Annotated in this window: 19 protein-coding genes, 1 tRNA gene and 1 other RNA gene; 13 read left to right on the top strand and 8 right to left on the bottom strand. The window is 69.1% G+C overall.

The window, feature by feature from the left end:
• Positions 1-54 precede the first annotated feature (54 nt).
• Positions 55-723 carry a FadR/GntR family transcriptional regulator gene (locus tag C5E06_RS03115; protein WP_104305966.1) on the top strand — a complete coding sequence of 223 codons (669 nt, stop codon included), beginning with the start codon at positions 55-57 and terminating at the stop codon, positions 721-723.
• A gap of 21 nt (positions 724-744) precedes the next feature.
• Here C5E06_RS03115 and C5E06_RS03120 read toward each other — a convergent pair whose 3' ends face one another.
• From C5E06_RS03120 to C5E06_RS03135, 4 genes are all read right to left on the bottom strand, one after another.
• Positions 745-1,746 (bottom strand): NADP-dependent oxidoreductase, encoded by a 1,002-nt coding sequence (locus C5E06_RS03120; protein ID WP_258064834.1) that lies wholly within the window; start codon positions 1,744-1,746, stop codon positions 745-747.
• A 135-nt stretch (positions 1,747-1,881) separates the two neighbouring features.
• Positions 1,882-2,925 carry a YqaJ viral recombinase family protein gene (locus tag C5E06_RS03125; protein ID WP_258067473.1) on the bottom strand — a complete coding sequence of 348 codons (1,044 nt, stop codon included), beginning with the start codon at positions 2,923-2,925 and terminating at the stop codon, positions 1,882-1,884.
• Between the two features lie 185 nt (positions 2,926-3,110).
• Positions 3,111-4,373, bottom strand: a complete 1,263-nt coding sequence (locus tag C5E06_RS03130; RefSeq protein ID WP_104305967.1) for an allantoate amidohydrolase — start codon at positions 4,371-4,373, stop codon at positions 3,111-3,113.
• The gene (locus C5E06_RS03135) at positions 4,370-5,521 is read right to left on the bottom strand and encodes an FAD-dependent oxidoreductase (RefSeq protein ID WP_104305968.1); all 1,152 of its coding nucleotides are present in this window, start codon (positions 5,519-5,521) and stop codon (positions 4,370-4,372) included. Before C5E06_RS03135 ends, C5E06_RS03130 begins: the two co-directional genes overlap by 4 nt.
• A 115-nt stretch (positions 5,522-5,636) precedes the next feature.
• On the opposite strand from C5E06_RS03135, the gene C5E06_RS03140 reads away from it, so the two are divergent.
• From C5E06_RS03140 to C5E06_RS19165, 5 genes are all read left to right on the top strand, one after another.
• On the top strand, positions 5,637-6,518 hold the full coding sequence (locus tag C5E06_RS03140) for a LysR substrate-binding domain-containing protein (protein WP_104305969.1): 882 nt from the start codon (positions 5,637-5,639) through the stop codon (positions 6,516-6,518).
• Between the two features lie 255 nt (positions 6,519-6,773).
• Positions 6,774-7,289, top strand: coding sequence for a 50S ribosomal protein L10 (gene rplJ, locus C5E06_RS03145; RefSeq protein WP_104243230.1), 516 nt, complete (start codon positions 6,774-6,776; stop codon positions 7,287-7,289).
• Between the two features lie 45 nt (positions 7,290-7,334).
• Entirely contained in the window at positions 7,335-7,718 is a 384-nt protein-coding gene (gene rplL / locus C5E06_RS03150; protein WP_104243228.1) for a 50S ribosomal protein L7/L12, read from the top strand.
• Positions 7,719-7,967: 249 nt separating this feature from the next.
• On the top strand, positions 7,968-9,317 hold the full coding sequence (locus C5E06_RS03155; protein WP_104305970.1) for a hypothetical protein: 1,350 nt from the start codon (positions 7,968-7,970) through the stop codon (positions 9,315-9,317).
• Positions 9,318-9,574: 257 nt separating this feature from the next.
• On the top strand, positions 9,575-10,696 hold the full coding sequence (locus tag C5E06_RS19165; RefSeq protein ID WP_181062875.1) for a hypothetical protein: 1,122 nt from the start codon (positions 9,575-9,577) through the stop codon (positions 10,694-10,696).
• 148 nt (positions 10,697-10,844) lie between these two features.
• Here the strand turns inward: C5E06_RS19165 and C5E06_RS03170 are convergent.
• From C5E06_RS03170 to ffs, 3 genes are all read right to left on the bottom strand, one after another.
• A tRNA-Ser gene (locus tag C5E06_RS03170) sits at positions 10,845-10,932 on the bottom strand.
• A 106-nt stretch (positions 10,933-11,038) separates the two neighbouring features.
• Positions 11,039-11,692 carry an SDR family oxidoreductase gene (locus tag C5E06_RS03175; RefSeq protein WP_104305973.1) on the bottom strand — a complete coding sequence of 218 codons (654 nt, stop codon included), beginning with the start codon at positions 11,690-11,692 and terminating at the stop codon, positions 11,039-11,041.
• Between the two features lie 127 nt (positions 11,693-11,819).
• Positions 11,820-11,916: signal recognition particle sRNA small type (ffs, locus tag C5E06_RS03180), an RNA gene on the bottom strand.
• Positions 11,917-12,018: 102 nt separating this feature from the next.
• Here ffs and pta point away from each other — a divergent pair.
• The 7 genes from pta (at position 12,019) to C5E06_RS03220 (ending at position 24,334) form a co-directional block, all read left to right on the top strand.
• The gene (pta, locus tag C5E06_RS03185) at positions 12,019-14,133 is read left to right on the top strand and encodes a phosphate acetyltransferase (protein WP_104243393.1); all 2,115 of its coding nucleotides are present in this window, start codon (positions 12,019-12,021) and stop codon (positions 14,131-14,133) included.
• 54 nt (positions 14,134-14,187) lie between these two features.
• On the top strand, positions 14,188-15,375 hold the full coding sequence (locus tag C5E06_RS03190; RefSeq protein ID WP_104306058.1) for an acetate/propionate family kinase: 1,188 nt from the start codon (positions 14,188-14,190) through the stop codon (positions 15,373-15,375).
• Between the two features lie 378 nt (positions 15,376-15,753).
• Positions 15,754-18,690 carry a DNA polymerase III subunit gamma and tau gene (locus C5E06_RS03195; protein ID WP_104305974.1) on the top strand — a complete coding sequence of 979 codons (2,937 nt, stop codon included), beginning with the start codon at positions 15,754-15,756 and terminating at the stop codon, positions 18,688-18,690.
• 42 nt (positions 18,691-18,732) lie between these two features.
• Entirely contained in the window at positions 18,733-19,329 is a 597-nt protein-coding gene (recR, locus tag C5E06_RS03200) for a recombination mediator RecR (protein ID WP_068476612.1), read from the top strand.
• A 974-nt stretch (positions 19,330-20,303) separates the two neighbouring features.
• Positions 20,304-21,575 (top strand): aspartate kinase, encoded by a 1,272-nt coding sequence (locus C5E06_RS03210; RefSeq protein WP_104305975.1) that lies wholly within the window; start codon positions 20,304-20,306, stop codon positions 21,573-21,575.
• A gap of 25 nt (positions 21,576-21,600) precedes the next feature.
• Positions 21,601-22,653: an aspartate-semialdehyde dehydrogenase gene (locus tag C5E06_RS03215; RefSeq protein ID WP_104305976.1), complete on the top strand. Its 1,053-nt coding sequence runs from the start codon at positions 21,601-21,603 to the stop codon at positions 22,651-22,653.
• 190 nt (positions 22,654-22,843) lie between these two features.
• Positions 22,844-24,334, top strand: coding sequence for a malate:quinone oxidoreductase (locus C5E06_RS03220; protein WP_104305977.1), 1,491 nt, complete (start codon positions 22,844-22,846; stop codon positions 24,332-24,334).
• A 79-nt stretch (positions 24,335-24,413) separates the two neighbouring features.
• On the opposite strand, the gene C5E06_RS03225 is transcribed toward C5E06_RS03220, so the two are convergent.
• Positions 24,414-25,658, bottom strand: a complete 1,245-nt coding sequence (locus C5E06_RS03225; protein ID WP_104305978.1) for an APC family permease — start codon at positions 25,656-25,658, stop codon at positions 24,414-24,416.
• Positions 25,659-25,673 lie beyond the last annotated feature (15 nt).

Here is a 25,673-nt window from a genome sequence, read left to right on the forward strand (position 1 = left end):
ACCACAACTCCTCAGACAAGTAGACGAATTGCGGGAGTGCGAGATGATGGGGGCATGAGTACCCTCCACCGTGAACCACTCGCCGAGCAGGCGGCCAAGCTGCTGCTCGAGCGCATCCGGGCAGGCGAGTGGGAACTCGGCCAGAAGCTCCCAGGTGAGACGACGCTTGCACCCCAACTTGGCGTCGGGCGGTCGACCATTCGCGAGGCCATCCGCCAACTCGCGGGGAGCGGCGTGCTCGCCACCAGGCAGGGCGCGGGCGTCTTCGTGATTGCGCTGGACGCCCCGGAGGCCCTGGACGCGGTGCTGCTGCGTGCAGATATCCAGACGGTGATCGAAGCGCGCATCGCGGTCGAGGTCGAGGCCTCCTCGCTCGCCGCGGAGCGCCGCACGGGCGAGGAGCTGCTCGCGATGAGGCGGGCCGCCGATGCTCGCGACGCGCAACGATCGAGCATCGAGGCGCATGTGGATGCGGACACCGCGCTGCACCGCAGCATCGTCGCCGCCGCACACAACGAGATCCTCTCGGAGCTCTTCGAGGGCTTCGCGCCCCGCAGCAGGCAGGCCATGATCGGGATGCTGCGCCTTCGCAGCGAGTTCGGCAGTGACGCCGACCACCTCGTCCACACCCGCATCCTCGACGCGATCGATGCGCAGGACGCGTCAGCGGCGTCCGCGCTCACGCGCGCCCACCTGCTGGAGCTCGCAGCGAGCGTGGCCTGACGACGGCCGGTTGCTCGCGGCCTACGCGTCGATGTCGAGGACGACCTTGCCGCGCACGTGGCCCTCTGCGATGAGCTCCTGGGCGGCGCCTGCCTCGGCGAGGGGGAAGACGCGGTCGACGTGGGTCTGCAGGGCGCCCTGCTCGAAGAGCTGCGTGATGGTCTGCAGGATTCGGCCCTCTGGCGAGAGCTTGAGGGTCGACGCGACGATGCCGCGGTTCTCGGCGGCGGCCTCCTCGAAGAGCTCCGGGTAGCTGCCAGTCGGCACGTTGATGAGCGTTCCGCCGTCGCGCAGCACCCGCAGCGAGCGGGTCCCCGTCTGGTCCTTCACGTTGCCGATGAGGTCGATGACGACGTCGACCGGCTCGGCGATGGCGTCCTCGAAGCGCGCTGAGCGGTAGTCGATGACCTGGTCTGCGCCGAGCTCGCGCAGCCAGTCGTGATTGCGCTCGGACGCCGTGGTGATGACGTGGGCTCCGTAGTACTTCGCAAGCTGCACGGCGAAGTGGCCGACGCCGCCCGCGCCGGCATGGATGAGGACACGCTGTCCGGTGTAGACGCCCCCGGCCTCCACCACTGCGGCCCAGGCGGTGAGCACCGCGAGCGGAACGCCGCCGGCCTCGATGAACGACAGGTTCTCGGGCTTCTTCGCGAGGCTCATGAACGGGACGGAGACGTACTCGGCGTACGCGCCGGAGTAACGCGGGAAGAGGAGCATCCCGTAGACCTCATCGCCGGGCTGGAACGGCGCGAGCTCGTAAGGGGCGCGGACGACGACCCCGGAGAATTCGCCGCCGAGGGTCGAGGGGAAGCTCGAGATCGCCTTCGACGCGCCGGCACCTGAGCGGGTCTTGCCGTCGATGGGGTTGACGCCCGCCGCCTTGACGCGCACGAGCGTGTCCGAGTTGAGCGTGAGCGGGACAGGCGCCTCGCCGAGCTGCATCTTCTCGGGCCCGCCGATGCCCGTGACAAGGGCGGCGCGCATCGTGTCGGAGGTGGGCTGGAGGTCGGAGGCGTCAGTCATACGCGCCATTCTCCCCCGGAAAGGGAGACTCCTCCGGAAAGGGAGACTCCTCCGGAAAGGGAGACTCCTCCGGAAAGGGAGACTCCTCCGGAAAGGGAGACTCCTCCGGAAAGGGAGCCGCTCCCGTGGGGCTGGCTACGCGTAGGTCTCGGCGTCGTAGAACGACTGCGTGTAGTCGCTGCTGCTGTGCGTGTTGCCATATCCCTGGAACGGCGCGGCGTTGCCCGTGGAGTACTGCGCGAACTCACCGCGGTACTTCTCGACGTCCTTGAGGACCTCGTTGGCGAGCGTCACGAGTTTCGCGATCTCGGCCTCGTCGCGGTCGACCCACACGAACTTCGGCTCGCGGTCGACGACGATGAAGTCCTGGTGCCGCTCCCAGACCATGAGGGTGCGCTCGGCGCCGAGCACGTACTGCTGCCACCAGATCTGCCGCATGTACGAGCGGGGGATGCGCTTCCAGACCTTGTTGGTGGTCTTGATCTCGGCGAGCAGGATGCGTCCTTCCTCGTCGCAGTGCAGCCCGTCGGGGGTCGCGAGGTGGCTCTTCGACGCTTCGGCGTGGAAGAGGAGGCCGCTCGCTGGGATGCCGTGGCGCTCCATCACCCACCTGGCGATCTCCGGCTCGCGCTGCCGGCCGAAGTCGGTGTACGCGTTGCCGTTGAAGGAGGTGCCCATGACCTTGTCCTTGACGACCTGCTTGACCGAGGAGGGGGTCGCGAGTCGTGCCGCGTCTGTCGCGGTGACGCCGTCGGAGCGGGCTTTGAGCCAGGCCGCGCGGTCGTTGGAGTCGGCGAGCACTCGAAGGAGGTGGGCGCTCATCGCCTCGACCTCGCGCGTTGCCGGGAGCTCGATGGCGGCGGTCTCGGCGGAGGCCGGGACGTGGGCGCGCCAGACGCCCACCTCGCTTGCCGAGAGCGGTGCTGCTGCGGACGCGGGCCGGGTCTCTGAGGTGTAGAAGCGCGGCAGCGGCTCGGCGGGGAGCTCCGTGAGTCCACCGCTCGTGCGCGGTTGCTCCTGCCGGATCGGCGCGGGCGGCGCCGCGTAGTCGACGAGCGCGGCCGGGCCGTAGAGCTCGCGGTCCCGCCGCCGCGACTTCGGCGCTGTCTTGGGCTCGGTCTTGGGTTCGCCGAACCAGGACGTCTCGTCGACGTCGTGGCTCGGGCGGAACATGACCATCTGTTCATTCTTTCCTACACCACCGACAGATCCGGCAGGGAGTGCCGTCTGTCGGAAGAAAAGACGTCGCTCCACCTCCCCACACCACCGGCAGATCCGGTACCAGGCGCCGTTGCCGCGAAAGTCCCCGGCGCGTTGCGCCCGCCGGCCACGCACGTCAGTCACGGTCGTGCCGCCACGGCACGTCAGTGCGGGGCTGCCTCGACTGCCATAATCGCCGTCGCGAGCGCCAGCGCGCCGTGGTCGGCGTCGGCGTCTTCGACGTATTCCTCGGGGGAGTGCGAGATGCCGCTCGGGTTGCGGATGAAGAGCATGGCGGTGGGCAGGTGCGCCGCGAGCACTCCGGCATCGTGGCCGGCTCCCGTGTCGAGCACCGGCGCCTCGGGGAGCGCGTGCTGGAGCGTGTCTCGGAGGTTCGCGTCGAACGACACGGTCGGTGAGAGCGACTCCTCGACGAGCACGGCTTCGCAGCCCTGCTGGGCAGCCACCTCGCTCGCTCGAGTACGGATGCGCTCGACGAGTGCAGCGGTCACGTCATCGTCCGGGTGGCGCACGTCGAGCCACGCGTCGACCCGGGATGCGATGACGTTGGTCCCGCCGGGGACCGGCTCGAGTCGACCCACGGTTGCGCGGGCGCCCGGCACGGTGCGGGCGATCTCCTCGATGCCGACGATCAGCCGAGCTGCGGCGACCATGGGGTCGCGCCGGTCGGCCATGAGCGTTGTTCCGGCGTGGTTGCCCTGGCCCGTGAAGCTCACTCGCCAACGGCCGTGGCCGAGGATCGATGAGCCGATCGCGACGGGGCCGGCGAGGTCGATGAGGCCGCGGCCCTGCTCGACATGCAGCTCGATGAAGGCGCTGAACTGCGCGACTCTCGAGGGGTCTGGGCCGAGATGCCTTGGGTCCAAGCCGGCCGCGGCCGACGCTTCCGCGAAGGTCGTGCCGTCCGCGTCCCGCAGCGACCGGGCCCGGTCCGGGTCGATGGCACCGGTGAGGAGCCTCGAGCCGAGGCAGGCCACGCCGAAGCGAGAGCCTTCCTCCTCCGGGAACACCGCGATCGCGATGGCGACGCTGGGTTGGCGGCCCTCGCTGCGGAGGAGGTCGACGGCGGCGAGGGCTGCCGTCACCCCGAGGGGGCCGTCGAAGGCGCCGCCCCCTGGAACAGAGTCGAGGTGGCTACCCGTGATGAGGGCGCCGGAGCGGTTGCCGTCGGGGCGGTCCCACCAGGCCCAGATGATGCCGTTGGCGTCGATCTCGACGTCGAGCCCGCGGGCCGCGGCGGCGGCGAGGAACCACTCGCGGAGCTCGAGCTCGGGATGCGAGTACACGGGCCTGCTGTAGCCGCCCCGCGTCCGGTCGCGCCCGAGGTGCTCGATCTCGCGCATGAGCGCCGACACGGAGCTCGGGTGGGCGGCGTTCGCCGTGGTCGCGGTCGTGGTTGTGCTCATGCTGCGGCTCCTGTCGCTGCGGCGATGCGGAATTCATCGGGAACGGTGCCCGCTCCGGTGAGCAGGTCGGCGGCGAGCTCTCCGAGTAGCGGAGCGAACTTCCCGCCGTGGCCAGAGCAGGCCGAAAGTACCACGAGGTTGTCGACCCGGTCGATCACGAAGTCCTCGCTCGGTGTCGTCGTGAACAGGCAGGTCGTCTCGGCGAACGGCTCTGGCCGCACGCCGGGGAGGAACCTCTCGGCGTACGCGATGAGCGCGCGGCGGTTGGCCGCATCCACGATGCCGTCCTGCGTGAGTGCGGAGTCGATGATCTTGCCGCCGTTGAACTGCGCGACCTTCTGCCCTCGCCAGTCGGCGTCGCGTCCGCCGGGGAGCCCGTAGGTCTGCAGTTGACGCGACTTGCTGATGAAGGTCGGCCAGGGGGCGGCGTCGGGGCCCGAGTCCGCATCGTCGAGGTAGGGGAAGTGGTACGCCTGTTCCTGGCGCACCTCCAGCTTCGGGAACTGATCGAGGAACGCGGTCGGCAGCGACAGCTCTCCGAGAAGCGCCGGGAGCCAGCCGCCGGCGGCGACGACGATGCTGTCCGCGTCGACCGTCGCCCCGTCGGCCGAATGCACGCGGTAGCCGCTGCCGGTGCGTTCGACGCGGGCGACGGGCCACGAGGTGCGCAGCTCGAGCATCCCGGTTGCGGATGCGGCGGCCAGGAGCGCGTCGACGGTCCCGCCAGCGTCGAGAACTCCGGCCCCCGGATGCCAGAGCACGTCGGTCTCGAACCGGAACTGCGGCCAGCGCTGCTTGGCTGCCTCGGCGCTGAGGAGCTCGTGCTCGACACCTGCCGTTTCCAGCACGGCCGCGAGGCCCGCGGGGTCGCGGATGTTCCCGTGGTCGAGTGCGCCGGTCGGGCGGATGAGCTGCGTGCCGCTGACACGCTGCAGCTCGTCCCAGCCCGCCTTCGACCGCACGACGAGGTCGGTGTAGATCTGCTCCGGGTAGGCGTACCGGAAGATGCGAGCGGAACCGTGGGAGCTCCCGTGCTCGTTCGCCGGGGTCGTCCGTTCGAGAACGGTCACGTGGTGTCCGCGTTCGGTCAGATGCCAAGCGGCCGCTGCGCCGGCGAGTCCCGCGCCGATGACGATCGTGTCGGTCATATCCGCTCCCTGCGAGGTTGATCGAGTGGTGCTCGAGTGATGCTCGACCTCCAGTAGGCCACCGAGGTGCGCGTGTGTCCAATATCATTTGCAGAGCATTTGATATGCATCGCGAATGGAAGTCATGGAACTGCGCCAGCTCAAGTATTTCGTCGCCGTCGCCGACGAGCTGCACTTCGGTCGTGCTGCGGCACGCCTGCACATGACGCAGCCACCGTTGACCGTCGCCGTCCGCAAGCTCGAGGACGAGCTCGGCGTGCCGTTGTTCGAGCGGACGACGCGGAGCGTCTCCCTCACTGCGGCCGGCCGGATGTTCCGACAGCGAGTCGGGGCGGTCCTCGACGACCTGGACGCGGCCGTCTCGGACCTCGGGGACGTGGCGGCAGGGACGGCCGGAAGGCTCCGGATCGGCTTCGTGAGCTCGGCGAGCTACAGCGTGCTGCCCAGGGGGTTGCAGGCGTTCCAGCTGCTCAGGCCGCGCATCCAGCTCGAGCCGCAGTCCCTCACGAGCGCCGAGCAGGTGACGCTCCTGCTCGAAGGCGAGCTGGACGTCGGGATACTCCGCGACCCCCTCGCCGTTCCCGGGCTCAGCGCCACGCTGCTCGAGGGGGAGGACCTGGTGGCCGTGCTCCCCGCTGGTGACCCGCTTGCCGCCGAGGCGATCGTCGGACCAGGGAGCTTCCACGGGAAGCCGGTGGTGCTCTTCCCGTTCGAGCTCATGCCGGGCTTCGTCTCTGCCGTCATGTCGTGGCTCAGGGGAGCCCAGGCCGTGCCGCGCATCGTGCAGAGCGTCGTGCATCAGGAGACGGTTCTCGGCCTCGTCGCGGCGGGCGTCGGCGCCTCGATCCTGCCGGCGTCGGTGGCCCGATTCCACATGCCGGGGGTTGTCGCACGCCCACTGCTCGGCTCGCCCCGCACCGAGCTCTACGCCGTCGAAGGCCAGCGTTCTCATCCCAGCTCCAGCCTGCTCATCGAGAGTCTTCGCGACTCGCGTTGACGATCGCCGCGCGAGCATGTACTCTTTCGGAAGCCCAAGACCGCAGGTCTTCGTTGTGCGTGAGAACGCACACGAACGAAGGTTCGCAAGAACGTCCCGCGCAGGTGAACGAAGCAGATCTGCTCTGCGCGCAAGCGCATCCTCTCAGCTCCGGTCCACCTGCGACCGGAGCTTTTTTGTGTGTTGTGCATCGAAGATGCGCCTGCGGTGCGTGAATGACAAACGTCATGCACGTGCAAGAGAGAGAGGAGTGCCATGGCGACCAAGGAAGCAACTGTTGCCGAGCTTCAGGACTTGTTCCAGAACTCGACCGCCGTCCTGCTGACTGAGTACCGCGGTCTCACTGTTGCGCAGCTCAAGACGCTGCGTCGCTCGATCAGTGAGCACGCAAGCTACGCCGTGGTGAAGAACACGCTGACGAAGATTGCGGCGAACAACGCCGGAATCACCGCGTTCGACGACGAGCTGGCCGGCCCGAGCGCAATCGCGTTCGTGCACGGCGACCCCGTCGCAGTCGCGAAGAGTCTTCGTACCTTCGCCAAGGACAACCCTCAGCTTGTCCTGAAGGGTGGTTTCTTCGACGGAAACCCCCTCAGTGCAGAAGAGGTCAACAAGCTCGCCGACCTCGAGTCCCGCGAAGTTCTGCTCGGCAAGCTTGCCGGCGCCTTCAAGGCCTCGCTGTTCGGTGCCGCATACCTGTTCACCGCGCCTGCAGCCAAGGCTGTTCGCACGGTCGAGGCATTGCGCGAAAAGCAGGAGTCCGCGAACTAGTCCTACGGGATCTCGCGGCTAGAACAACACACAAGGAGAAAAAACATGGCAAAGCTCACGACTGAAGAGCTCATCGCAGCATTCAAGGAGCTCACGCTCATCGAGCTCAGCGAGTTCGTCAAGGCGTTCGAGGAGACCTTCGAGGTCACCGCTGCTGCTCCCGTTGCAGTTGCAGGCGTTGCTGCTGCAGCAGCTGACGCACCCGAAGAGGAGGAGAAGACGGAGTTCGACGTCATCCTCGAGGGCGCTGGCGACAAGAAGATCCAGGTCATCAAGGAGGTGCGCGCACTCACGAGCCTCGGCCTCGGTGAGGCGAAGGCACTCGTCGACGGTGCTCCGAAGGCCGTTCTTGAGGGCGTCAACAAGGAAGCTGCTGACAAGGCAAAGGACGCCCTCGAGGCTGCCGGCGCTTCGGTGACCGTCAAGTAGTCATCCCGCAGCGGTTCTGCGCGGTGTGTTCCGACACGCCGAAGGAACTTTTTTCACGAGGCATCGCATCCAGTTTCTGGATGCGGTGCCTCGTTCCTGTTTGCGAGAAAATCCCTGTTGAAGATGCGATTCCTGAGGTCAGTGTGACCAATGTGACTGATGTGTTGACGAGAATCCGCAACTTTGCGCGTGTCGCTTGACCCCATTTCGGCCTCGACGCACAATAATCCGCCGTGTTAGCGTCCCCTCATGCTTTCCGACACCTTCAAGAGCGCTCGCGCTCGCACCACGGCCCTCGTCATCGCCTTCGGCGTCGTCGCCGGTGGCGTCGCCGTCACGGCCGCGCCTTCGTTCGCAGCGAACGGCGACCAGGTCGACGCGAGTGTCGACCGCGGCCCGGCATCGGCCTCGGTCTCCGAGGAAGCGATCGCGGCGGACGCTTCCGGCGTCACGGTCACGGGCTCTGGCTTCACGCCGGGCAACGTCGTCCACGTGCAGGTTGTCGGCCCCGACGGGCAGACCAACTGGTCCTGGGGAACCGAGTCGCACAAGGTCGACGAAGCTGGTGCCGTCAGCGCTGAGCTGAAGAGCGACGAGGCGTGGAGCGAAGGCGACTACTCGGTCGTGATCTTCGAGTCGGAGGGTCTGCAGGCCTCGACGGCGTTCGCGGCCGTTGCGCCGGCGGGCACGGAGACGCCTGCTCCGACGGAGACGGCAGCTCCCGAGCCGACCGAGACCTCGACCGAGACGGCGACGCCCGAGCCGACGGAGACCGAGACAGCGACTCCCGAGCCGACCGAGACGGCCACAGAGACCCCCGAGCCGACGCTCACCGAGGAGCCCACGCTCGAGCCGACGGAGACCGCGAGCGTCGCCCCGACTGCGACGGAGACGGTCACGCCCTCCCCGACCGAGACCGAGGCTCCCGTTGCGGCCCCCGCTGTGGCAACCGAGCAGTCCAGCTACACGCAGGAGGAGGCCGCAGAGGGCATCACCTACGTCGCGACCGGCTTCGCACCCGGCGCCGAGCTGGGCCTCACGCTCCTGCTCCCGGATGGCAGCTCCGCGGAGTTCGAGTCCGCCGAGCCGATCACTCCGGATGCGGACGGCAACTACGCCGGCATCATCACGTACGACGCAGCCTGGGCTGTCGGCGACTACGGCATCACGCTCACGACCATCAGCCCTGCGACTGGCGAGGAGACCGACGCTCCTGCTGCCGACTCCGCCCGCGCGGTGCCGCTCATCGTGCAGGAGGAGTCCGAGCTGACGGCGTCTGCTGAGTCGCCCTCGGCGGTGGAGCTCGAGCCCGACGCCGGAGCAGCTGCGGCAGAGCAGACGGCCACGACGTCCTTCTCGGTCACCGGCGAGACGCCAGCCACCGGCGGCACGTCGCCGAGCGCGACTTCTGCCCCGGCTGGAAGTGGCGGCAACGGTACTGGCAACGGCGACACCAAGGGCAAGGCGCAGAGCAAGTCGCTCGCGACCACCGGCGCGGAAGACGCCTTCGGCGCGGCGGGCATCGGCCTGCTCGTCCTCGGCCTCGGTGCCGCCGCGGTGACTGGCGCGCGCTTCCTGAGTCGCCGTCGCGAGAGCTGACAGCAACGAAGATTGCGATGAGCGGGGCTGGGGCCAAGTGGCTTCAGCCCCGCTTTCTTTCTGTCGGCGGTGATCTCCATGCGTTTTCACGCAACTGGGGAGAAGTCCCCAGGCTGGATACCGGTCCAAAGTCGTGCCCGTAAATGTCCTTTGACCAGGGCTTTAGTCGCCTCGGCACGAACCGAAGCAAGCTCGATTTCGCTATGTTCCGACTTAACCTTCTGGACATCACCTGTGAGTCGGGCCAAGATTTGGTTATGGCTTCCTCATTCTTCTCTCCGTCGCGCAAGCGCGCGTCCGCGTTCGCGATCGCCTTCGGCGTGTTCGCCGGCGGCGCCGTGCTGACTGCCGCCCCTGCGTTCGCAGCAACGACCACCCCTCCCGTCGAGAGCACGACTCCGGCGGAGACGTCCGCCGCATCCGAGGCGACGGGGCAGGCAACGAAGTCGAGCTTCACGCCCGACGAGAACATCACGTACACCCTCACGGGGTTCGCTCCTGACCTCGCTCTCTCCAGCATCACGCTCACGCTGCCCGACGGTTCGACCGTCCCGGTCGAGCCGAGCGGCGACGCTGCGTGGGATGTCGACAGCGACGGCAACTACAGCGGCGAGCTCATCTCGTCCCTGGGCTTCGACGTGGGTGACTACGGCGTCAGGATCACGCAGAACTACACCGACGCATCCGGCCCCGCACAGCACGACGTGACGTTCGGCTTCACCGTGGCTGAGGAGTCGAGCCCGGAGCCGACCGAGACCGCGACGCCGACCGAGACGGCCACGCCGACCGAGACCGCGACGCCGACTGAGACGGCCACGCCCACGGCAACGCCGACGGCGACCAGCACGCCGACCGCGACGCCGACCCCCACGGTCGAGGCTCCGCTCGCCTACGCGAACGCAGACAGCTTCCTCCCGACGGACGACATCACGTACACGGCGCAGAACTTCACGCCGGGCCTCGCGCTCGACCTCACGGTCACCTCCCCGTCCGGCTCCTCGGTCCAGGTCGACCCGACCGACGACTCCGTGGTCGGGGAAGACGGCAGCTACCCGGGCGTCCTCATCAACCAGTCGGGCACCCCGCTGCCCCTCGGTGAGTACACCGTGACGCTCTCGCAGTCGAGCGGTCTCTCGGCGACGTTCACGTTCCTCATCGCCGAGGCGACGCCGGGCACCACGACCGCGCCGACCACGGCACCCACGGTCACCACGGTCCCCGTGGGCAACGGCGGAGGCACCAACACGGGCCACAAGTCGCCTGAGCTCGCAACGACGGGTGCGGAAGACGCATTCGGCGCAGCCGGCATCGGTCTCCTCGCGCTCGCCACGGGAGCCGGCGTGCTCGTCGCCCGCCGCCTGGCGACCAAGAAGGCCTAGCAGCTCACTGAGCTCTTCGTAAAGAGGGCGTCACCTTCGGGTGGCGCCCTCTTCGCGTTCCCGCACGCGCGCCTGCCCGTCCGTACGCCCTGCCTGCAGCATGACGAAAGCCCCGACCTGGAATCCCTGGTCGGGGCTTTCGTGCACATGGCGGAGGATAGGGGATTCGAACCCCTGAGGGCTTTCACCCAACACGCTTTCCAAGCGTGCGCCATAGGCCACTAGGCGAATCCTCCACGGGAGCGCCAGGCGCTCACCTCGAAAGAGCATAGCGGGTCTGGCGACCGTTCGTGAACGCGAGCGCCAAATCGACCCGCGGCGAGCCCGCGAGGCGCGCCCTGGCTACAGCTTCTTGACTGCCTCGCCCACCTCGTCGTCGCCCGACACGACCTCGAACTGCTTGTGGATGCCCACGCGGCGAACCAGCAGGGCCGCGATCACCGTCGCCACGTCTGCACGAGGAATGCTGCCGCGCTCGACCTGCTCGCCCACCTTGACGTGGCCAGTCGGCTCGTCGTCGGTGAGGCCACCGGGGCGCACGATCGTCCAGTCGAGCTTCGCGCTGCGGGCGCGGATGTCGGCGTCGGCCTCGCTCTTCGCCCGCAGGTACACCTGGTAGACGTCGTCGGAGTCGCGGTCGAACGTATCCGTGCCGATGGCGGAGACGACGACGAACCTGCGCACGTTCGCGATCTCTGCAGCATCCGCCGAGAGGATCGCGCCGTCGCGGTCGAGCGTGAGCTTGCGCTCCGCGGAGCTGCCGGGGCCAGCACCCGCGGCGAAGACGACTGCATCCACATGGCCGAGCTGCTTGGCGAGGTCGGTCGCCGTGCTCTGCTCGAGGTCGGCGATGACTGGATCCGCGCCGAGCTCCTTGAGGGAGTCCACGTAGTCCGGGTTGCGGATGATGCTCGTGACGCGGTGACCGCGCTCGATGAGCTGGGTTGTCAGGAGGCGTGCGATCTGACCATTTCCACCGATGACTGCAATTCTCATGCCTGCAGTCAAGCTGGTCAGCCTGAGTTCACGGCCAGCGTTCGCGTCGGGCGATCTGCGAGCGGCCGCGGGGCCGGCGATCGAACGGGCAGCTGCGGCCTGAGTGGCGGGGATGAGTCGCAGGAAAAGAAAAGACCCCCCGCGCACCCGCCAGAGCCCGGTTACCCTTGCTGCGTTTCCGCCCTGGGGGAGTTGGCCTGGATGGCGCCACGCGAGGAGCCGTCGACCATCATAGCGCGACGTGAGCGAGACGCGAATCGGGAGCGATTCGAATTGGCAGGATCACGACAGCCCGCTGACTCGGCACCCGACTACCATTGCCTGACGTGGGGACAAGCATCTACATCACGTCATCAGAGGGTCACTCTGGCAAGTCAGCTATCGCGCTCGGCGTGGTGAGTGCCCTGAGCCGGTCGATCGGCCGGGTCGGCGTGTTCCGGCCCATCGTGCAGAGCGCTGAGGCGCGAGACGACATCCTCGAGCTCCTGCTCTCGCAGCTCGACCCGCAGAACCGCGGCTTCGAGTACGAGTCGGGCTTCGGGGTCACCTACGACGACGTGCACGCCGATCCCGACGAGGCGCTGTCCCGCATCGTCACCCGCTACCGGGCCCTCGAGCGGCGCTGCGACACCGTGGTCATCGTCGGCAGCGACTTCACCGACATCGGCAACCCCGCCGAATTGGGCTTCAACGCTCGAGTCGCCGCGAACCTCGGCGCGCCGGTCCTGCTAGTCCTGACCGGCCTCGATGCCGACAAGGGGCAGCCGCGCACGCCAGAGCAGCTGGCGCAGGCGCTCGAGGTCACCCTCCCCGAGCTCGACGCCGCGCACGCGACCCTGCTCGCCATCGCCATCAACCGCGCCGACGAGCACGCGACGGAAGAGGTGCGTGCCGCCGTCGCAGAGCGCGCGCTCCGCGAGCTCGGTCACAAGGTGCCCGTGTGGGCGATCCCCGAGACGCCGCTCCTCATGGCTCCGTCTCTGTCGCAGCTTCTGGATGCGGTCGGCGGCGAGCTCGTCTACGGCGACCGCGAGCTCCTCGGTCGCGAGGTCCTCGGCGTCGTGCTCGCGGGCATGTCCATGCAGAACGTCCTCGAGCGCCTCAAGGAGGGTGCCGTCGTCGTCATCGCGGCCGACCGCACCGAAGTGCTCCTCGCCGTGCTCCTCGCGCAGCGAGCCGAGACGTTCCCGTCGCTGACGGGCATCGTCGTCAACGGCCCGTTCGAGTTCCCGCCGGCGATCGAGCGCCTCATCAAGGGCCTCAACGTCGAGGTGCCCATCATCCGCACCAACTTCGGCACCTACGACACAGCCCAGCGCATCATGCAGACCCGCGGACGCCTCGCCGCCGCGGGCATCTCCCGCCGCAAGATCGACCTCGCACTCGCCAAGTTCGAGCAGCACATCCCGGCCATCGAGGTCGTCGCGCTCCTCAACGTCAAGCCGTCGCTCGTCGTGACGCCGCTCATGTTCGAGAACACGCTCCTCGACCGGGCCCGCTCCGACCGCAAGCACATCGTCCTGCCGGAGGGGAGCGACGACCGCATCCTCGTGGCGGCGGGCTCGCTGCTGGCACGCGAGGTCGCCGAGATCACGATCCTCGGCGAGGAGTCCGAGGTGCGCGGCCGTGCATCCGCCCTCGGCGTCGACATCTCGGCAGCTCACGTGCTGAGCACGAGCAACCCCGACTACGTCGCCCGCTTCGCGGAGGAGTACGCGCGGCTCCGCGCACACAAGGGCGTCACGATCGAGGCCGCGACCGAGCGCGTGCGCGACGTCAGCTACTTCGGCACGCTCATGGTGCACCTCGGCCTCGCCGACGGAATGGTCTCAGGGGCCGCGCACACCACGGCCCACACCATCCGCCCCGGCTTCGAGATCGTCAAGACCAAGCCGGGCGTCTCCGTCGTCTCGAGCGTCTTCCTCATGGCCCTCGCCGACCGCGTCCTCGTCTACGGCGACTGCGCCGTCAACCCCGACCCGACGGCAGAGCAGCTCGCCGACATCGCCATCTCCTCCGCCGAGACGGCCACGCAGTTCGACATCGCCGTGCGCGTCGCGATGCTCTCCTACTCGACGGGGGAGTCGGGGTCCGGCGCCGACGTCGACAAGGTCCGCACCGCGACCGGCATCGTGCGCGAGCGCATGCCGGACCTGCCCGTCGAAGGGCCGATCCAGTACGACGCGGCGACGGATGCGGCGGTCGCGAGCAAGAAGATGCCAGGCAGCCAGGTAGCCGGCCGCGCCACGGTGTTCATCTTCCCCGACCTCAACACGGGCAACAACACGTACAAGGCGGTGCAGCGCTCCGCCGGAGCTGTCGCGATCGGGCCGATCCTGCAGGGCCTGAACAAGCCCATCAACGACCTCTCCAGAGGCGCGCTCGTCTCCGACATCATCAACACCGTCGCCATCACGGCGATCCAGGCGCAGCGCTCCTAGGAGCATCCGCCTCACGTCCCGCCCGCCTCTCGCGGGTCTCGAGAAAGGGTGCTCATGAGCATCGTCCTGGTCGTCAACTCCGGCTCGTCGTCCTTCAAGTACCAGCTGATCGACATGGAGCGCGAGGAGACGCTCGCGTCCGGCCTCGTGGAGCGCATCGGCGAGAGCGTCGCCAGCGTCACGCACAAGACCGGGGGAGCGACCTTCGCGCGCGAAGCGGACATCCCCAACCACACGCGCGGGTTCGAGGCCATGCTGGAGGGCTTCGAGGAGCACGGCCCGAGCCTCGCCGAGTTCCCGCCGGTCGTCGTGGGGCACCGCGTCGTGCACGGCGGGCGCCGCTTCTTCGACGCGGCCGTCATCGACGGCAAGGTGCTGCAGGACATCGAGGACCTCATCCCGCTCGCGCCGCTGCACAACCCCGCCAACCTCGAGGGCATCGTCGGCGCGCGTGACGTCTTCGCAGAGACGCCGCACGTCGCGGTCTTCGACACGGCCTTCCACACGACGATGAGCGAGGCCTCGTCGCTGTACGCACTGGACGCGGCCGTCGCCAAGGAGCACAGGGTGCGCAAGTACGGCGCGCACGGCACGAGCCACAAGTTCGTCTCCGAGGAGACCGCAGGCTTCCTCGGGCGTGACCTGGGGGAGCTCAAGACGATCGTGCTGCACATCGGCAACGGCGCCAGCATGTGCGCCGTCGACGGTGGCCGTTCCGTCGAGACGAGCATGGGAATGACCCCGCTCGAGGGCCTGGTCATGGGCACCCGCACCGGCGACCTCGACCCGGCCGTGCTCGTGCACCTGTCGCGTCGCGGCGGCTACACGATCGACCAGCTCGACGACCTCCTGAACCGCAAGTCCGGGCTGCTCGGACTCACGGGGTCCGGCGACATGCGCGATGTCCGGCAGAAGGCGAACGCGGGCGACGAGCGCGCTCAGCTCGGCCTCGCCGTCTACGCGCACCGCATCCGCCACTACCTGGGCGCCTACATGCTGCTGCTCGGAGGAGTCGACGCGATCGTCTTCACCGCCGGCATCGGCGAGAACGACGCCCAGCTGCGCGCCGACGTGCTCGAGGGCCTCGAATGGCTCGGCGTGAAGCTCTCGCCCGAGAGCAACGAGTCGTCGTCGCGGGATGCTCGCCGCATCTCAGCAGACGACTCGCGCATCGAGGTGCTGGTCGTGCCGACGAACGAGGAGCTCGAGATCGCGCGGCAGAGCCTGGCCGCGATCGCCTGACCTGAGCCGGAGCTGACCTGGAGGGGCGCGGTCTGACCCGGCTCGGCTCGGTTCGGCTCGGTCTGAACCAGACCACCTTGCCCTTGCCTCGGCCGATCACGGCTTTCCGCATCCGCATCCGCATCCGCATTTCGCGCCCTGCCTCCCACGCCCCCGCGTCGTCGGAGAGTGATCGCTGCCCGCCGATTTGCCGCTGAAGGGTGCCTCTGAAGGGTGCCTCTGAAGGGTCATTTGGCTGGCAGCGATTTCGGCAGGGGCGCTGCTTCGGGGCCACTTGGCTGGGAGGGAGAGAGTCTGCGCGCGCTGTGAGCCCCACGGTGCGGATAGGGACGGTCCGCGGCGCGCCCGATGTCGGTGGTGGCGTCTACGATGGTGCGCATGGCCACAGCCCTGTACCGCCGCTATCGGCCTGAGAACTTCGCCGAGATGATCGGGCAGTCGCAGGTCACCGAACCCCTCATGACCGCGCTGCGCACCGGTCGTGTCAATCACGCCTACCTGTTCTCCGGCCCGCGAGGGTGCGGGAAGACGAGCTCCGCGCGCATCCTCGCCCGCTGCCTGAACTGCGCGGAGGGGCCGACCGACACGCCATGCGGTGTCTGCCAGTCGTGCGTCGAGCTCGCGCGCGACGGCGGAGGCTCGCTCGACGTGTTCGAGATCGACGCCGCCAGTCACGGTGGCGTGGAAGACGCTCGCGAGCTGCGGGAGCGCGCCATCCTCGCGCCGAGCCGCGACCGCTACAAGATCTTCATCATCGACGAGGCGCACATGGTGACCTCGGCCGGCTTCAACGCCCTGCTCAAGGTCGTCGAGGAGCCGCCGGAGCACGTGCGCTTCGTGTTCGCGACGACCGAGCCCGAGAAGGTCATCGGCACGATCCGCTCGCGCACGCACCACTACCCGTTCCGGCTCATCCCGCCGGCCCTCATGCTCGAGTACGTCGAAGAGCTCTGCACCAGCGAGGGCGTCACCGCCGAGCCCGGCGTGCTGCCCCTCGTCGTGCGTGCCGGTGGCGGTTCTGCCCGAGACACGCTCTCGCTGCTCGACCAGATCATCGCTGGCTCCGAGACGGGTCTCCTCGGCTACCAGCGCGCCGCTGCCCTCCTCGGCTTCACCGGCCAGGAGCTGCTCGACGAGTCGATCGATGCCTTCGCCGACGCCGACCCTGCCGCTGCCTACACGGCGGTCGACCGCGTCATCCAGTCCGGCCAAGACCCTCGCCGCTACGTCGAGGACCTGCTCGAGCGCTTGCGTGACCTCATCGTCGCCAAGGCCACGGGTCCCGGTGCCGGCGCAGTGCTTCGCGGGCTCGGAGCGGACGAGGTCGAGGCGCTTCGCGTCCAGGCCGGTCGATTCTCGCCTGCCGCACTCACGGGCATCGCCGACCTCGTCAACGAGACCCTCACCGACATGAGCGGGGTGACCTCGCCGAAGCTGCACCTGGAGCTGCTCGTCGCGCGGATCCTCGTCGCGTCGCGGGCCGACTTCATCGACAGCGGCACGTTGCTCGCCGTCGCGGATGCGCCGGGCACGTCGCCGAAGCGTCTCGCCGCCCCTGCCGCCTCGGGTGCCACCGCGCCGGCCGCTGGTTCCGCCGCGTCGGCGCCAGCGGATGCGCCTGCCGCAGCTCCGCAGGCGGGCGCGCCTGCCTCAAGGTCCGAACCAGCCGCAGCCCACGCGACGCAGCCGTCGCAGTCGCAGTCGCTTGCCGACCGTGCGCCGAACGAGGCCGTGGTGCCACCGGTTCCCGCTGCCGCGCCTGCCGCCGGGGAGCCCGACACGGCGTCTGCGGCGCGTCTCGCCGCCGCGTCCTGGGCCGCCGCGACCCCAGGGTCTGGGGCGACCTCGAGCTCCGGCGCTCCCGCAGCCTCGGCAACGACTCCGGCGGAAGCTTCGGCCTCGCCGGCTCCAGCGGCGTCCGCACCTACACCTGCATCGGCTCCGGCTCCGGTGGTGCTGCCGCCGACCGAGCCCTCGGCCGAACCGGCCGTGGACGCGGGGCCTCCCTCCGCGCCCATCGAGGAGCAGACCACGCCGGCCCCCGTCGGTGAAGCGAGCAAGGACTCCGAGCCCGAGCCCGAGCCCGACGCGGGTCGCACGGCCGAGGCCGAAGCGCCCTTCGACGGCCAAGCGCCGGCGGACGCCGACGCCCCTGCCGAGGACGAGCCACCCGCTCCGCCCGTCGCGGAGTCTGCGCCTGAACCCGAGTCTGCGCCTGAAGCCCAAGCCGAGTCCACGCCGGCCCCCGTCTCCACGCCGGCCCCCGTCTCTGCACCGGACCTCACCGCCGCGCGGGAACCCGCACCCGGCGAGGCCCGCGAGCCGGCTCCGGTCCCGCACGCCACGGCCGCGCGAGCATCCGCTGAGCCGCCCGTATTCGCGCAACTGCGTGACGCCTGGCCGACGCTGCTCGAGCGCATGCGCGACCTCGGTGGCACACACGCCTGGAGCGTCGCCCAGTCGGTGCACCCGCGCGATCTCGTCGGCGACCTCCTGGTCTTCGAGGTGCCGTCGCGCGCCGTGCTCGATCAGTTCCGCGGCGAACGAGGCGCAGCCGACGCGCCGAGCGCCGTGCTGCGCACCGCCATCCAGGAGATGTTCGGCATCACCGTCAAGTTCCAGCCGCAGCGACCAGGCGGAGCGGGCGGCGCCGGCGCGCCAGGAGGAGGCCAGGCTCCCAGCCGCGGCGACGAGCCGGCGCCGGCACCAGCGGAGCCCGACCCGGCACCGGCTGCAGCTCCAGCCAAAGCTCGAGCGGCGGACACTCGCACCGCCGGCACCTCGCGAGAGCAGTCCACGGCTGCACCGACCGCGACAGCGACCGCAACGACCTCCGAGCGCTCATCCACGACCCCTCCGGCGAAGGCCTCGTCCTCGCCGAGCGGCCTCAACTGGACCGTCGCGAAGATCCCCGGGCAGGAGTCGGTTCCCGACGACGGCCCCGGTTCCGGATGGGCTACCGCGGCCATCCCCGGGTCTGGCCCTGCCTCGGGCGCGAGCTCGACGCCTCGCGTGCCCGCAGCATCCGCCCCGGGTGCGGTGGCGACCACGAGCGCAGCACCCGCGGTGCAGGCGGCACCTGTGGACGACGAGGTGTCAGCTCCCGTGGCAGCGCCAGCCCCGAAGCGCACCCAGCGCGTCGCGAGCGCACCCGTGATTCCCGGCGTCGAGCGCTACGGTGAGGCCATCGTTCGCGAGCGCCTCGGCGCACGCTTCATCGGCGAGGACATCATCGTGCCCGAACCCGAGGCCGCCGAGCTGCCGCCTGAGGACGACTTCTCCGCACCACCACCACCTGAAGACGGGGGCTATTGAGCCGTGCGTGCACCATCATCCGAAGGTCGGAGCAACTGAGCCATGTATGAAGGCATCATCCAGGACCTCATCGACGAGCTCGGGCGCCTGCCGGGCGTCGGTCCCAAGTCCGCGCAGCGCATCGCGTTCCACATCGTGCAGACGCAGTCCTTCGACGTGTCGCGGCTCGCGCAGATCCTCGCCACCGTTCGTGAGCGAGTGCAGTTCTGCACCGTCTGCGGCAACGTCAGCGAGGGGCCCGAGTGCAACGTGTGTCGCGACCCGCGTCGCGACCGCACCGTCATCTGCGTCGTCGAGGAGCCGAAGGACGTGGCCGCCATCGAGCGCACCCGCGAGTTCAGCGGCCTCTTCCACGTGCTGGGCGGCGCCATCAATCCGATGGAGGGCATCGGTCCGGATGACCTGAACATCCGCACCCTCCTGGCCAGGCTCGAATCGGGGGAGGTCAAGGAGGTCATCGTCGCGACCGACCCGAACCTCGAGGGAGACGCCACGGCGTCGTACCTGAGCCGGCTCCTCACAAGCATCGGCGTGCCCGTCTCCCGGCTCGCCTCCGGCCTCCCCGTCGGAGGAGACCTCGAGTACGCCGACGAGATCACCCTCGGTCGCGCCTTCTCCGGCCGCCGCGCCATCGACTGACCGTCGCGCGGCGGACTGGCGAGTTCCGCCGGTCCCGCCGTCAGTCGCGTCAGCGCCGGCCGCGCCGCCTGCTCCGCCGCTGATTGCCACCCCGCTCCGCCGCGCCCCTCCGCTTCGCCCTGCTGGCCTCACTTCTGCCGCCCCTGAACCTGCCACCTCCACCCGGGTGGCGCAGAGTTGTGGGCTGGTGCGGTTGCGCGCGTTGTCGAGCGCATCTGCCCACAACTCTCTCGAGGGGATGAGCGGGTGAGTGGGTCGGCGGGTCTGCGGGTCTGCGGGTGAGCGGACGAGTGGGTCGGCGGGTCGGTGGGGCCCTGCGTGGGGCGGTGCGACTCCGCGCGGCGCAGAGTTGTGGGTGGGTGCGGTTGCGCGTGTTGTTGACCGCATCCGCCCACAACTCTGTCGAGGGGATGGGTGGGTGAGTTGGTGAGCGGGTGAGTGGGTCTGCGGGTGACCGGGCGATTGGGTCTGCGGGTCGGTGGGGCCCTGAGTGGGGCGGTGCGACGCCGCGCGGTGAGGAGTTGTGGGTGGGTGCGGTTGCGCGTGTTGCTGACCGCATCTGCCCACAACTCTCTCGAGGGGATGGGTGGGTGAGTGGGTCTGCGGGTCTGCGGGTGAGCGGACGAGTGGGTCTGCGGGTCGGTGGGGCCCTGAGCGGGTCGGTGCGACTCCGCGCGGCGCAGAGTTGTGGGTAGGTGCGGTTGCGCGCGTTGTTGACCGCATCCGCCCACAACTCTCTCGACGGGATGAGCGGGCGAGTGGGTCGGCGGGTCTGTGGGTCCCTGAGCAGGTCGGCGCGACCGCGCGGCGCCAGCGACTTGCGCGAGCAGTGTCGTCAGTCGGTCACCGCCCCGCAATCAACGGAAACGAACGGCACCCGCGCTAGGAACCGCATGCCCCCGCCGGATAGGATGGGAGCTTGTGGCGCGCGAGCGAGGCTCGACGCGCATCCCGAACCGGAGGAGACACGACACGTGAGTCTGATCGTCCAGAAGTACGGCGGATCATCGGTCGCCGATGCCGAGAGCATCAAGCGAGTGGCCCGTCGAGTCGTCGAGACCCGCCGAGCAGGGAACGACGTCGTCGTGGCTGTCTCCGCCATGGGCGACACGACGGACGACCTCATCGACCTCGCCCACCAGATCGCGACGATCCCGGATGCGCGCGAGTTCGACATGCTCGTCACGACCGGAGAGCGCGTCTCGATGGCACTCCTCGCGATGGCGATCAAGGACCTCGGCATGGACGCCAGGAGCTACACGGGCAGCCAGGCGGGCATGATCACCGACTCCACGCACGGCGATGCCCGCATCGTCGACGTCACCCCGGTGCGCGTGCGCGAGGCGCTCGACGAGGGCGCCATCGCGATCGTCGCCGGTTTCCAGGGCTTCAACCGCGACTCCAAGGACATCACCACGCTCGGGCGCGGAGGATCGGACACGACCGCCGTCGCCCTCGCCGCGGCGCTCGGCGCCGACGTCTGCGAGATCTACACCGACGTCGACGGGGTCTTCTCCGCCGACCCGCGGATCGTGCCCAAGGCGCACAAGCTGAGCTACATCTCGAGCGAGGAGATGCTGGAGCTCGCCGCCTCGGGTGCGAAGGTCCTTCACATCCGCGCGGTCGAGTACGCACGCCGACAGGGAGTCACGCTCCACGTCCGCTCGTCGTTCTCCGACCACGAGGGCACCATCGTCTACAACCCAGACCGGGAAGAGGAGTACGAAGTGGAAGCAGCAATGATCGCGGGTGTCGCCCACGACCTGAGCCAGGCCAAGATCACCATCGCGGGGGTTCCGGATGTGCCAGGCAAGGCGGCTGCGATCTTCACGATCGTCGCCGAGCAGGGCGCGAACATCGACATGATCGTGCAGAACGTGTCCGAGCAGGACACGAAGGTCACCGACATCTCCTTCACGCTCCCCAAGGCCGACGCGCAGCGCGTGCTCGACGCCGTCGCCGCGGAGGGCGAGCAGATCGGCTACGCGTCGCTGCGTCTCACGGAGGACATCGGGAAGATCTCGCTGGTCGGATCCGGCATGCGCACCAACATCGGCGTGACGGCGAAGCTCTTCACGGCGCTGAAGGATGCTGGCATCAACATCGACATGATCTCCACGTCCGAGATCCGCATCTCGATCATCACGCAGGCCGACCTCGTCACCGAGGCCACCCGCGTCATCCACACCGCCTTCGACCTCGACGGCGACGCCGAGGCTGTCGTCTACGCAGGCACCGGCCGCTGACGCGGCTGAGCAGAAAAGAGCACTCATGAGCACCAAGTTGAACGTCGCCGTCGTCGGTGCGACCGGCCAGGTCGGCGCCGTCATGCGCACCCTCCTCGAGGAGCGCGACTTCCCCGTCGCGAGCATCCGCTTCTTCGCCTCCGCCCGCTCGGCGGGAACGACCCTCCCGTTCCGCGGCGAGGACATCACGGTCGAAGACGTCGCCGTCGCCGACGTGAGCGGCATCGACATCGCGCTCTTCTCCGCGGGGGCGACCACGTCGCGCGCGCAGGCCGAGCGCTTCGCCGCCGCCGGCGCGGTTGTCATCGACAACTCGAGCGCGTGGCGCCGCGACCCCAAGGTGCCGCTGGTCGTCTCCGAGGTCAACCCGGAGGCCATCGTCGCGCCGCCGAAGGGCATCATCGCGAACCCCAACTGCACGACCATGGCCGCGATGCCCGTCCTCAAGGTGCTGCACGAGGCGGCCGGTCTCGAGCGCCTCGTCGTCTCGACCTACCAGGCCACGTCTGGCTCCGGCCTCGCGGGTGCCCGTGAGCTGTCCGGCCAGGCCGTCGCCGCGGTCTCGCAGGGCGAGGAAGCGCTCCTCGGGCTCGTGCACGACGGTTCGTCCGTCGAGTTCCCGGCTCCGGACAAGTACGTCGCCCCCATCGCCTTCAACGTGATCCCCCTCGCCGGGTCGGTCGTCGACGACGGATCCGAGGAAACGGACGAAGAGCAGAAGCTGCGCAACGAGAGCCGCAAGATCCTCGGCCTCCCCGAGCTTCGCGTGAGCGGAACGTGCGTTCGCGTCCCCGTCTTCACGGGCCACTCGCTGTCGATCAACGCCGAGTTCGCCGACGCGCTCACGCCTGACCGTGCGCGCGAGCTGCTCGCTGCGGCGCCGGGCGTCGCGCTGGTGGACGTGCCCACGCCGCAGCAGGCTGCCGGCGCCGACCCGAGCCTCGTCGGCCGCATCCGCCAGGACCAGTCGGTCGACGGCAACCGCGGTCTCGCGCTGTTCATCTCGAACGACAACCTCCGCAAGGGCGCAGCGCTCAACGCGGTGCAGATCGCCGAGCTCGTCGCCGCCAAGGCCTGACGACCGCCTCTTCCGCACAGAACGGACGCCCTCTCGGGGGCGTCCGTTCTTGCGTCTGGCGCCGAGAATGCCGCGGCGGAACACGCCCGTGGTGGCCATTGCATTCGAAAACGGCAAAAAACTCAGAATGTGACGACTGACGTGCATCCTCGAAGCGGACGTGCATCTGCCTCGGACGTAGACTGTCTCGGTGACTGATTCACAGAAGATCTACGACGTCGTCCTGATCGGCGGGGGCATCATGAGTGCCACCCTCGGCTCGCTTCTCAACAAGCTTGAGCCGGAGTGGAGCATCAAGATCATCGAGCGACTCGACGGGCTCGCTCAGGAGAGCTCGAGCCCGTGGAACAACGCGGGAACTGGGCACGCGGCGCTCTGCGAGCTCAACTACACGCCTGAGAAGGACGGCGTCATCGACGCGTCCAAGGCGATCCAGATCAACGAGCAGTTCCAGGTGTCTCGTCAGTTCTGGGCCTCGCTCGTCGAGGCGGGCGAGCTGCCCGAGCCGTCCGGGTTCATCAACTCCGTGCCGCACATGACGTTCGTTCGAGGGGCCGAGAACGTCGAGTTCCTGCGTCGCCGCTTCGAGCTGCTCAAGAGCGAGCCGCTCTTCTCGACGATGGAGTTCTCCGACGATCTCGAGGTCATCAAGGCGTGGGCGCCGTCGCTCGTCGAGGGGCGCCCGTCGGGCGAGAAGGTCGCCGCGACGCGCGTCGCCGCCGGAACCGACGTCGACTTCGGTGCGCTGACGCACAAGCTCGTGCAGGGTCTTGTCGACCGGGGCGCCGTGCTGCGCCTCAATACGGAGGTCATCGCGCTCCGCCAGCAGCGCGACGGCATCTGGCAGATCGCGACGCAGCAGCGTGCCGGCGAGCAGAAGGGCCGCAAGAACGTCACCCGTGCGCGCTTCGTGTTCGTCGGGGCAGGCGGCGGCGCGCTTCCGCTGCTCCAGAAGTCTGGCATCGACGAGATCAAGGGCTACGGCGGCTTCCCCATCTCCGGCCAGTTCCTGCGCACCGACAACCCGGCGGTCGTCGAGAAGCACCTCGCGAAGGTCTACGGCAAGGCATCCGTCGGCGCCCCGCCCATGTCGGTGCCGCACCTCGACACGCGTGTCGTCGACGGCAAGCCGGCCCTCATGTTCGGGCCGTACGCGGGCTTCAGCCCCAAGTACCTGAAGACGGGCAGCTACCTCGACCTCGTCAAGTCGCTGCGCCCGCACAACCTCATCCCGATGCTCGCAGTCGCGAAGGACAACTTCGACCTCGTCACCTACCTCGTCGGCCAGGTGCTCGCGAGCAAGGACAAGAAGTTCGAGCAGCTGCAGGAGTTCTTCCCGGAGGCGAACCCCGCCGACTGGCGCCTCATCACGGCGGGGCAGCGCGTGCAGGTCATGAAGAAGGACCCGAAGCGCGGCGGCATCCTGCAGATGGGCACGGAAGTCGTGGCCAAGAAGGACGGTTCGATCGCCGGCCTGCTCGGGGCATCCCCCGGAGCATCCGTCGCCGTGCCGGTCATGATCGACCTGCTCGGTCGCTGCTACCCGCAGAAGAAGGCCGAATGGGCCCCGAAGCTCGAGGCGCTCGTACCGAGCCTCGGCACCGACGTCAACGATTCGGCCGAGCTCGCCGACTCAACGCAGGCGGCCAGCGCGAAGGCGCTTGAGCTCAACGCGCACTAGGCCACGCGCTCGGGCAGCCCCGAGGCGGCCAACGCACGCCACCGAAGCCGTTCCGCACCCGCGGGGCGGCTTCGCTGCGTCAGCCCTGGTCGGATCGGCGGCGCAGCGCGAGGCGCACGACGACGCCCACGAGGAGGACTCCGAGCGCCGACGCCAGCGCAAGCGGGGGCAGCGTCACGACGAGCACGACGCAGCCGAGGGCGCCGAGCGCGGAGACGGCGCGCGGAACGCTGCGGTACTCCCTCACCTGCGTGAGGGCACTGAGATTCGCGACCAGGTAGTAGACGAGCACTCCAGCGCTGGAGAACCCGATGACCTCGCGGATGTCACCGACGCAGATCAGCAGCGCGGCGCCGGCCGCGACGGCGAGCACCGCGACCCGGGGCACCGAGGTCGACGGATGCTGGCGCGCCAGCGGGCCGGGCAGCTCGTGTCGTCTGCCCATCGCCATCGCCGTCCGGGAGCTCCCCGCCAGCACGGCCGAGAGTGCCCCGATCGAGGCGACCGCGGCAAGGATGCCGACCGCGGCCCGGACGGCTGGCTGGGTCTCGACGAGGGCCGCTATCGGAACCGGTGTCAGCGCGAGCCTGCCCGGGCCGAGCGTTGTCAGGAGCGCCCATCCGAGCATCGCCAGGATGACGCTCACGATGAGGAAGGACAGCAGCATCGCCCTTGGCACGGTGCGCCGCGGATCGCGGACCTCCTCGGAGAGCGTCGCGACGCGGGCGTAGCCGGCGAAGGCGAAGAAGAGGATGCCTGCGCCCTGCAGGACGCCGCTGGCCGAGAACTGGGCATCGCTTCCGGACGCGGAGCCGAAGAGCGGCGGCGAGAGCTGCGCCGTGACCAGGACTGCGACGAGCCCGAGCATCACGACGCCGGCGATGATCGTCGCGATGGCCGCTGTCCGCGTGATGCCGAACATGCCGGCGGCGGTGACGGCGAGCAGCACGGCGAGTGCGACCGGCCGTGCGAACGGCTCAGGCACGAGGTACGCGGCGGCCGTGATGGCCATGGCCGCGACCGAAGCGGTCTTGCCGATCACGAAGCCCCAGCCGGCGAGGAAGCCTGGCCACTCGCCGAGATGCTCGCGCCCGTAGAGGTACACGCCACCCGCTCCTGGATGCTGACGCGCGAGTTGCGCGGTCGATGCTGCGTTGCTCGCGGCGACGACCAGCGCGACGCCGAGGCTCAGCAGCAGCCAGCTGCCGGCCGCCTGGGCCGCCGGAGCGAACGCGGAGAAGACGCCGGCGCCGAGCATGGCGGAGACGCCGATCGCCGTCGCGCCGACCGTGCCGACCTTCCTCGGCTCCGCCGTCTGCTGCATCCGCCCGCCTCCGCT

This window comes from Pseudoclavibacter sp. RFBI5 (assembly GCF_002931395.1).
In the GTDB taxonomy this organism is placed as follows: domain Bacteria; phylum Actinomycetota; class Actinomycetes; order Actinomycetales; family Microbacteriaceae; genus Pseudoclavibacter.

What these genes read in the sequence shown, in the direction of transcription:
- C5E06_RS03125 (WP_258067473.1), bottom strand. Translation starts at nt 2,925, where the DNA reads ATGGTCATGTTCCGCCCGAGCCACGACGTCGACGAGACGTCCTGGTTC.
- C5E06_RS03115 (WP_104305966.1), top strand. Translation starts at nt 55, where the DNA reads ATGAGTACCCTCCACCGTGAACCACTCGCCGAGCAGGCGGCCAAGCTG.
- C5E06_RS03135 (WP_104305968.1), bottom strand. Translation starts at nt 5,521, where the DNA reads ATGACCGACACGATCGTCATCGGCGCGGGACTCGCCGGCGCAGCGGCC.
- rplL (WP_104243228.1), top strand. Translation starts at nt 7,335, where the DNA reads ATGGCAAAGCTCACGACTGAAGAGCTCATCGCAGCATTCAAGGAGCTC.
- recR (WP_068476612.1), top strand. Translation starts at nt 18,733, where the DNA reads ATGTATGAAGGCATCATCCAGGACCTCATCGACGAGCTCGGGCGCCTG.
- C5E06_RS19165 (WP_181062875.1), top strand. Translation starts at nt 9,575, where the DNA reads ATGGCTTCCTCATTCTTCTCTCCGTCGCGCAAGCGCGCGTCCGCGTTC.
- C5E06_RS03225 (WP_104305978.1), bottom strand. Translation starts at nt 25,658, where the DNA reads ATGCAGCAGACGGCGGAGCCGAGGAAGGTCGGCACGGTCGGCGCGACG.
- C5E06_RS03140 (WP_104305969.1), top strand. Translation starts at nt 5,637, where the DNA reads ATGGAAGTCATGGAACTGCGCCAGCTCAAGTATTTCGTCGCCGTCGCC.
- C5E06_RS03195 (WP_104305974.1), top strand. Translation starts at nt 15,754, where the DNA reads ATGGCCACAGCCCTGTACCGCCGCTATCGGCCTGAGAACTTCGCCGAG.
- rplJ (WP_104243230.1), top strand. Translation starts at nt 6,774, where the DNA reads ATGGCGACCAAGGAAGCAACTGTTGCCGAGCTTCAGGACTTGTTCCAG.
- C5E06_RS03120 (WP_258064834.1), bottom strand. Translation starts at nt 1,746, where the DNA reads ATGACTGACGCCTCCGACCTCCAGCCCACCTCCGACACGATGCGCGCC.
- C5E06_RS03130 (WP_104305967.1), bottom strand. Translation starts at nt 4,373, where the DNA reads ATGAGCACAACCACGACCGCGACCACGGCGAACGCCGCCCACCCGAGC.
- C5E06_RS03175 (WP_104305973.1), bottom strand. Translation starts at nt 11,692, where the DNA reads ATGAGAATTGCAGTCATCGGTGGAAATGGTCAGATCGCACGCCTCCTG.
- C5E06_RS03190 (WP_104306058.1), top strand. Translation starts at nt 14,188, where the DNA reads ATGAGCATCGTCCTGGTCGTCAACTCCGGCTCGTCGTCCTTCAAGTAC.
- C5E06_RS03155 (WP_104305970.1), top strand. Translation starts at nt 7,968, where the DNA reads ATGCTTTCCGACACCTTCAAGAGCGCTCGCGCTCGCACCACGGCCCTC.
- C5E06_RS03215 (WP_104305976.1), top strand. Translation starts at nt 21,601, where the DNA reads ATGAGCACCAAGTTGAACGTCGCCGTCGTCGGTGCGACCGGCCAGGTC.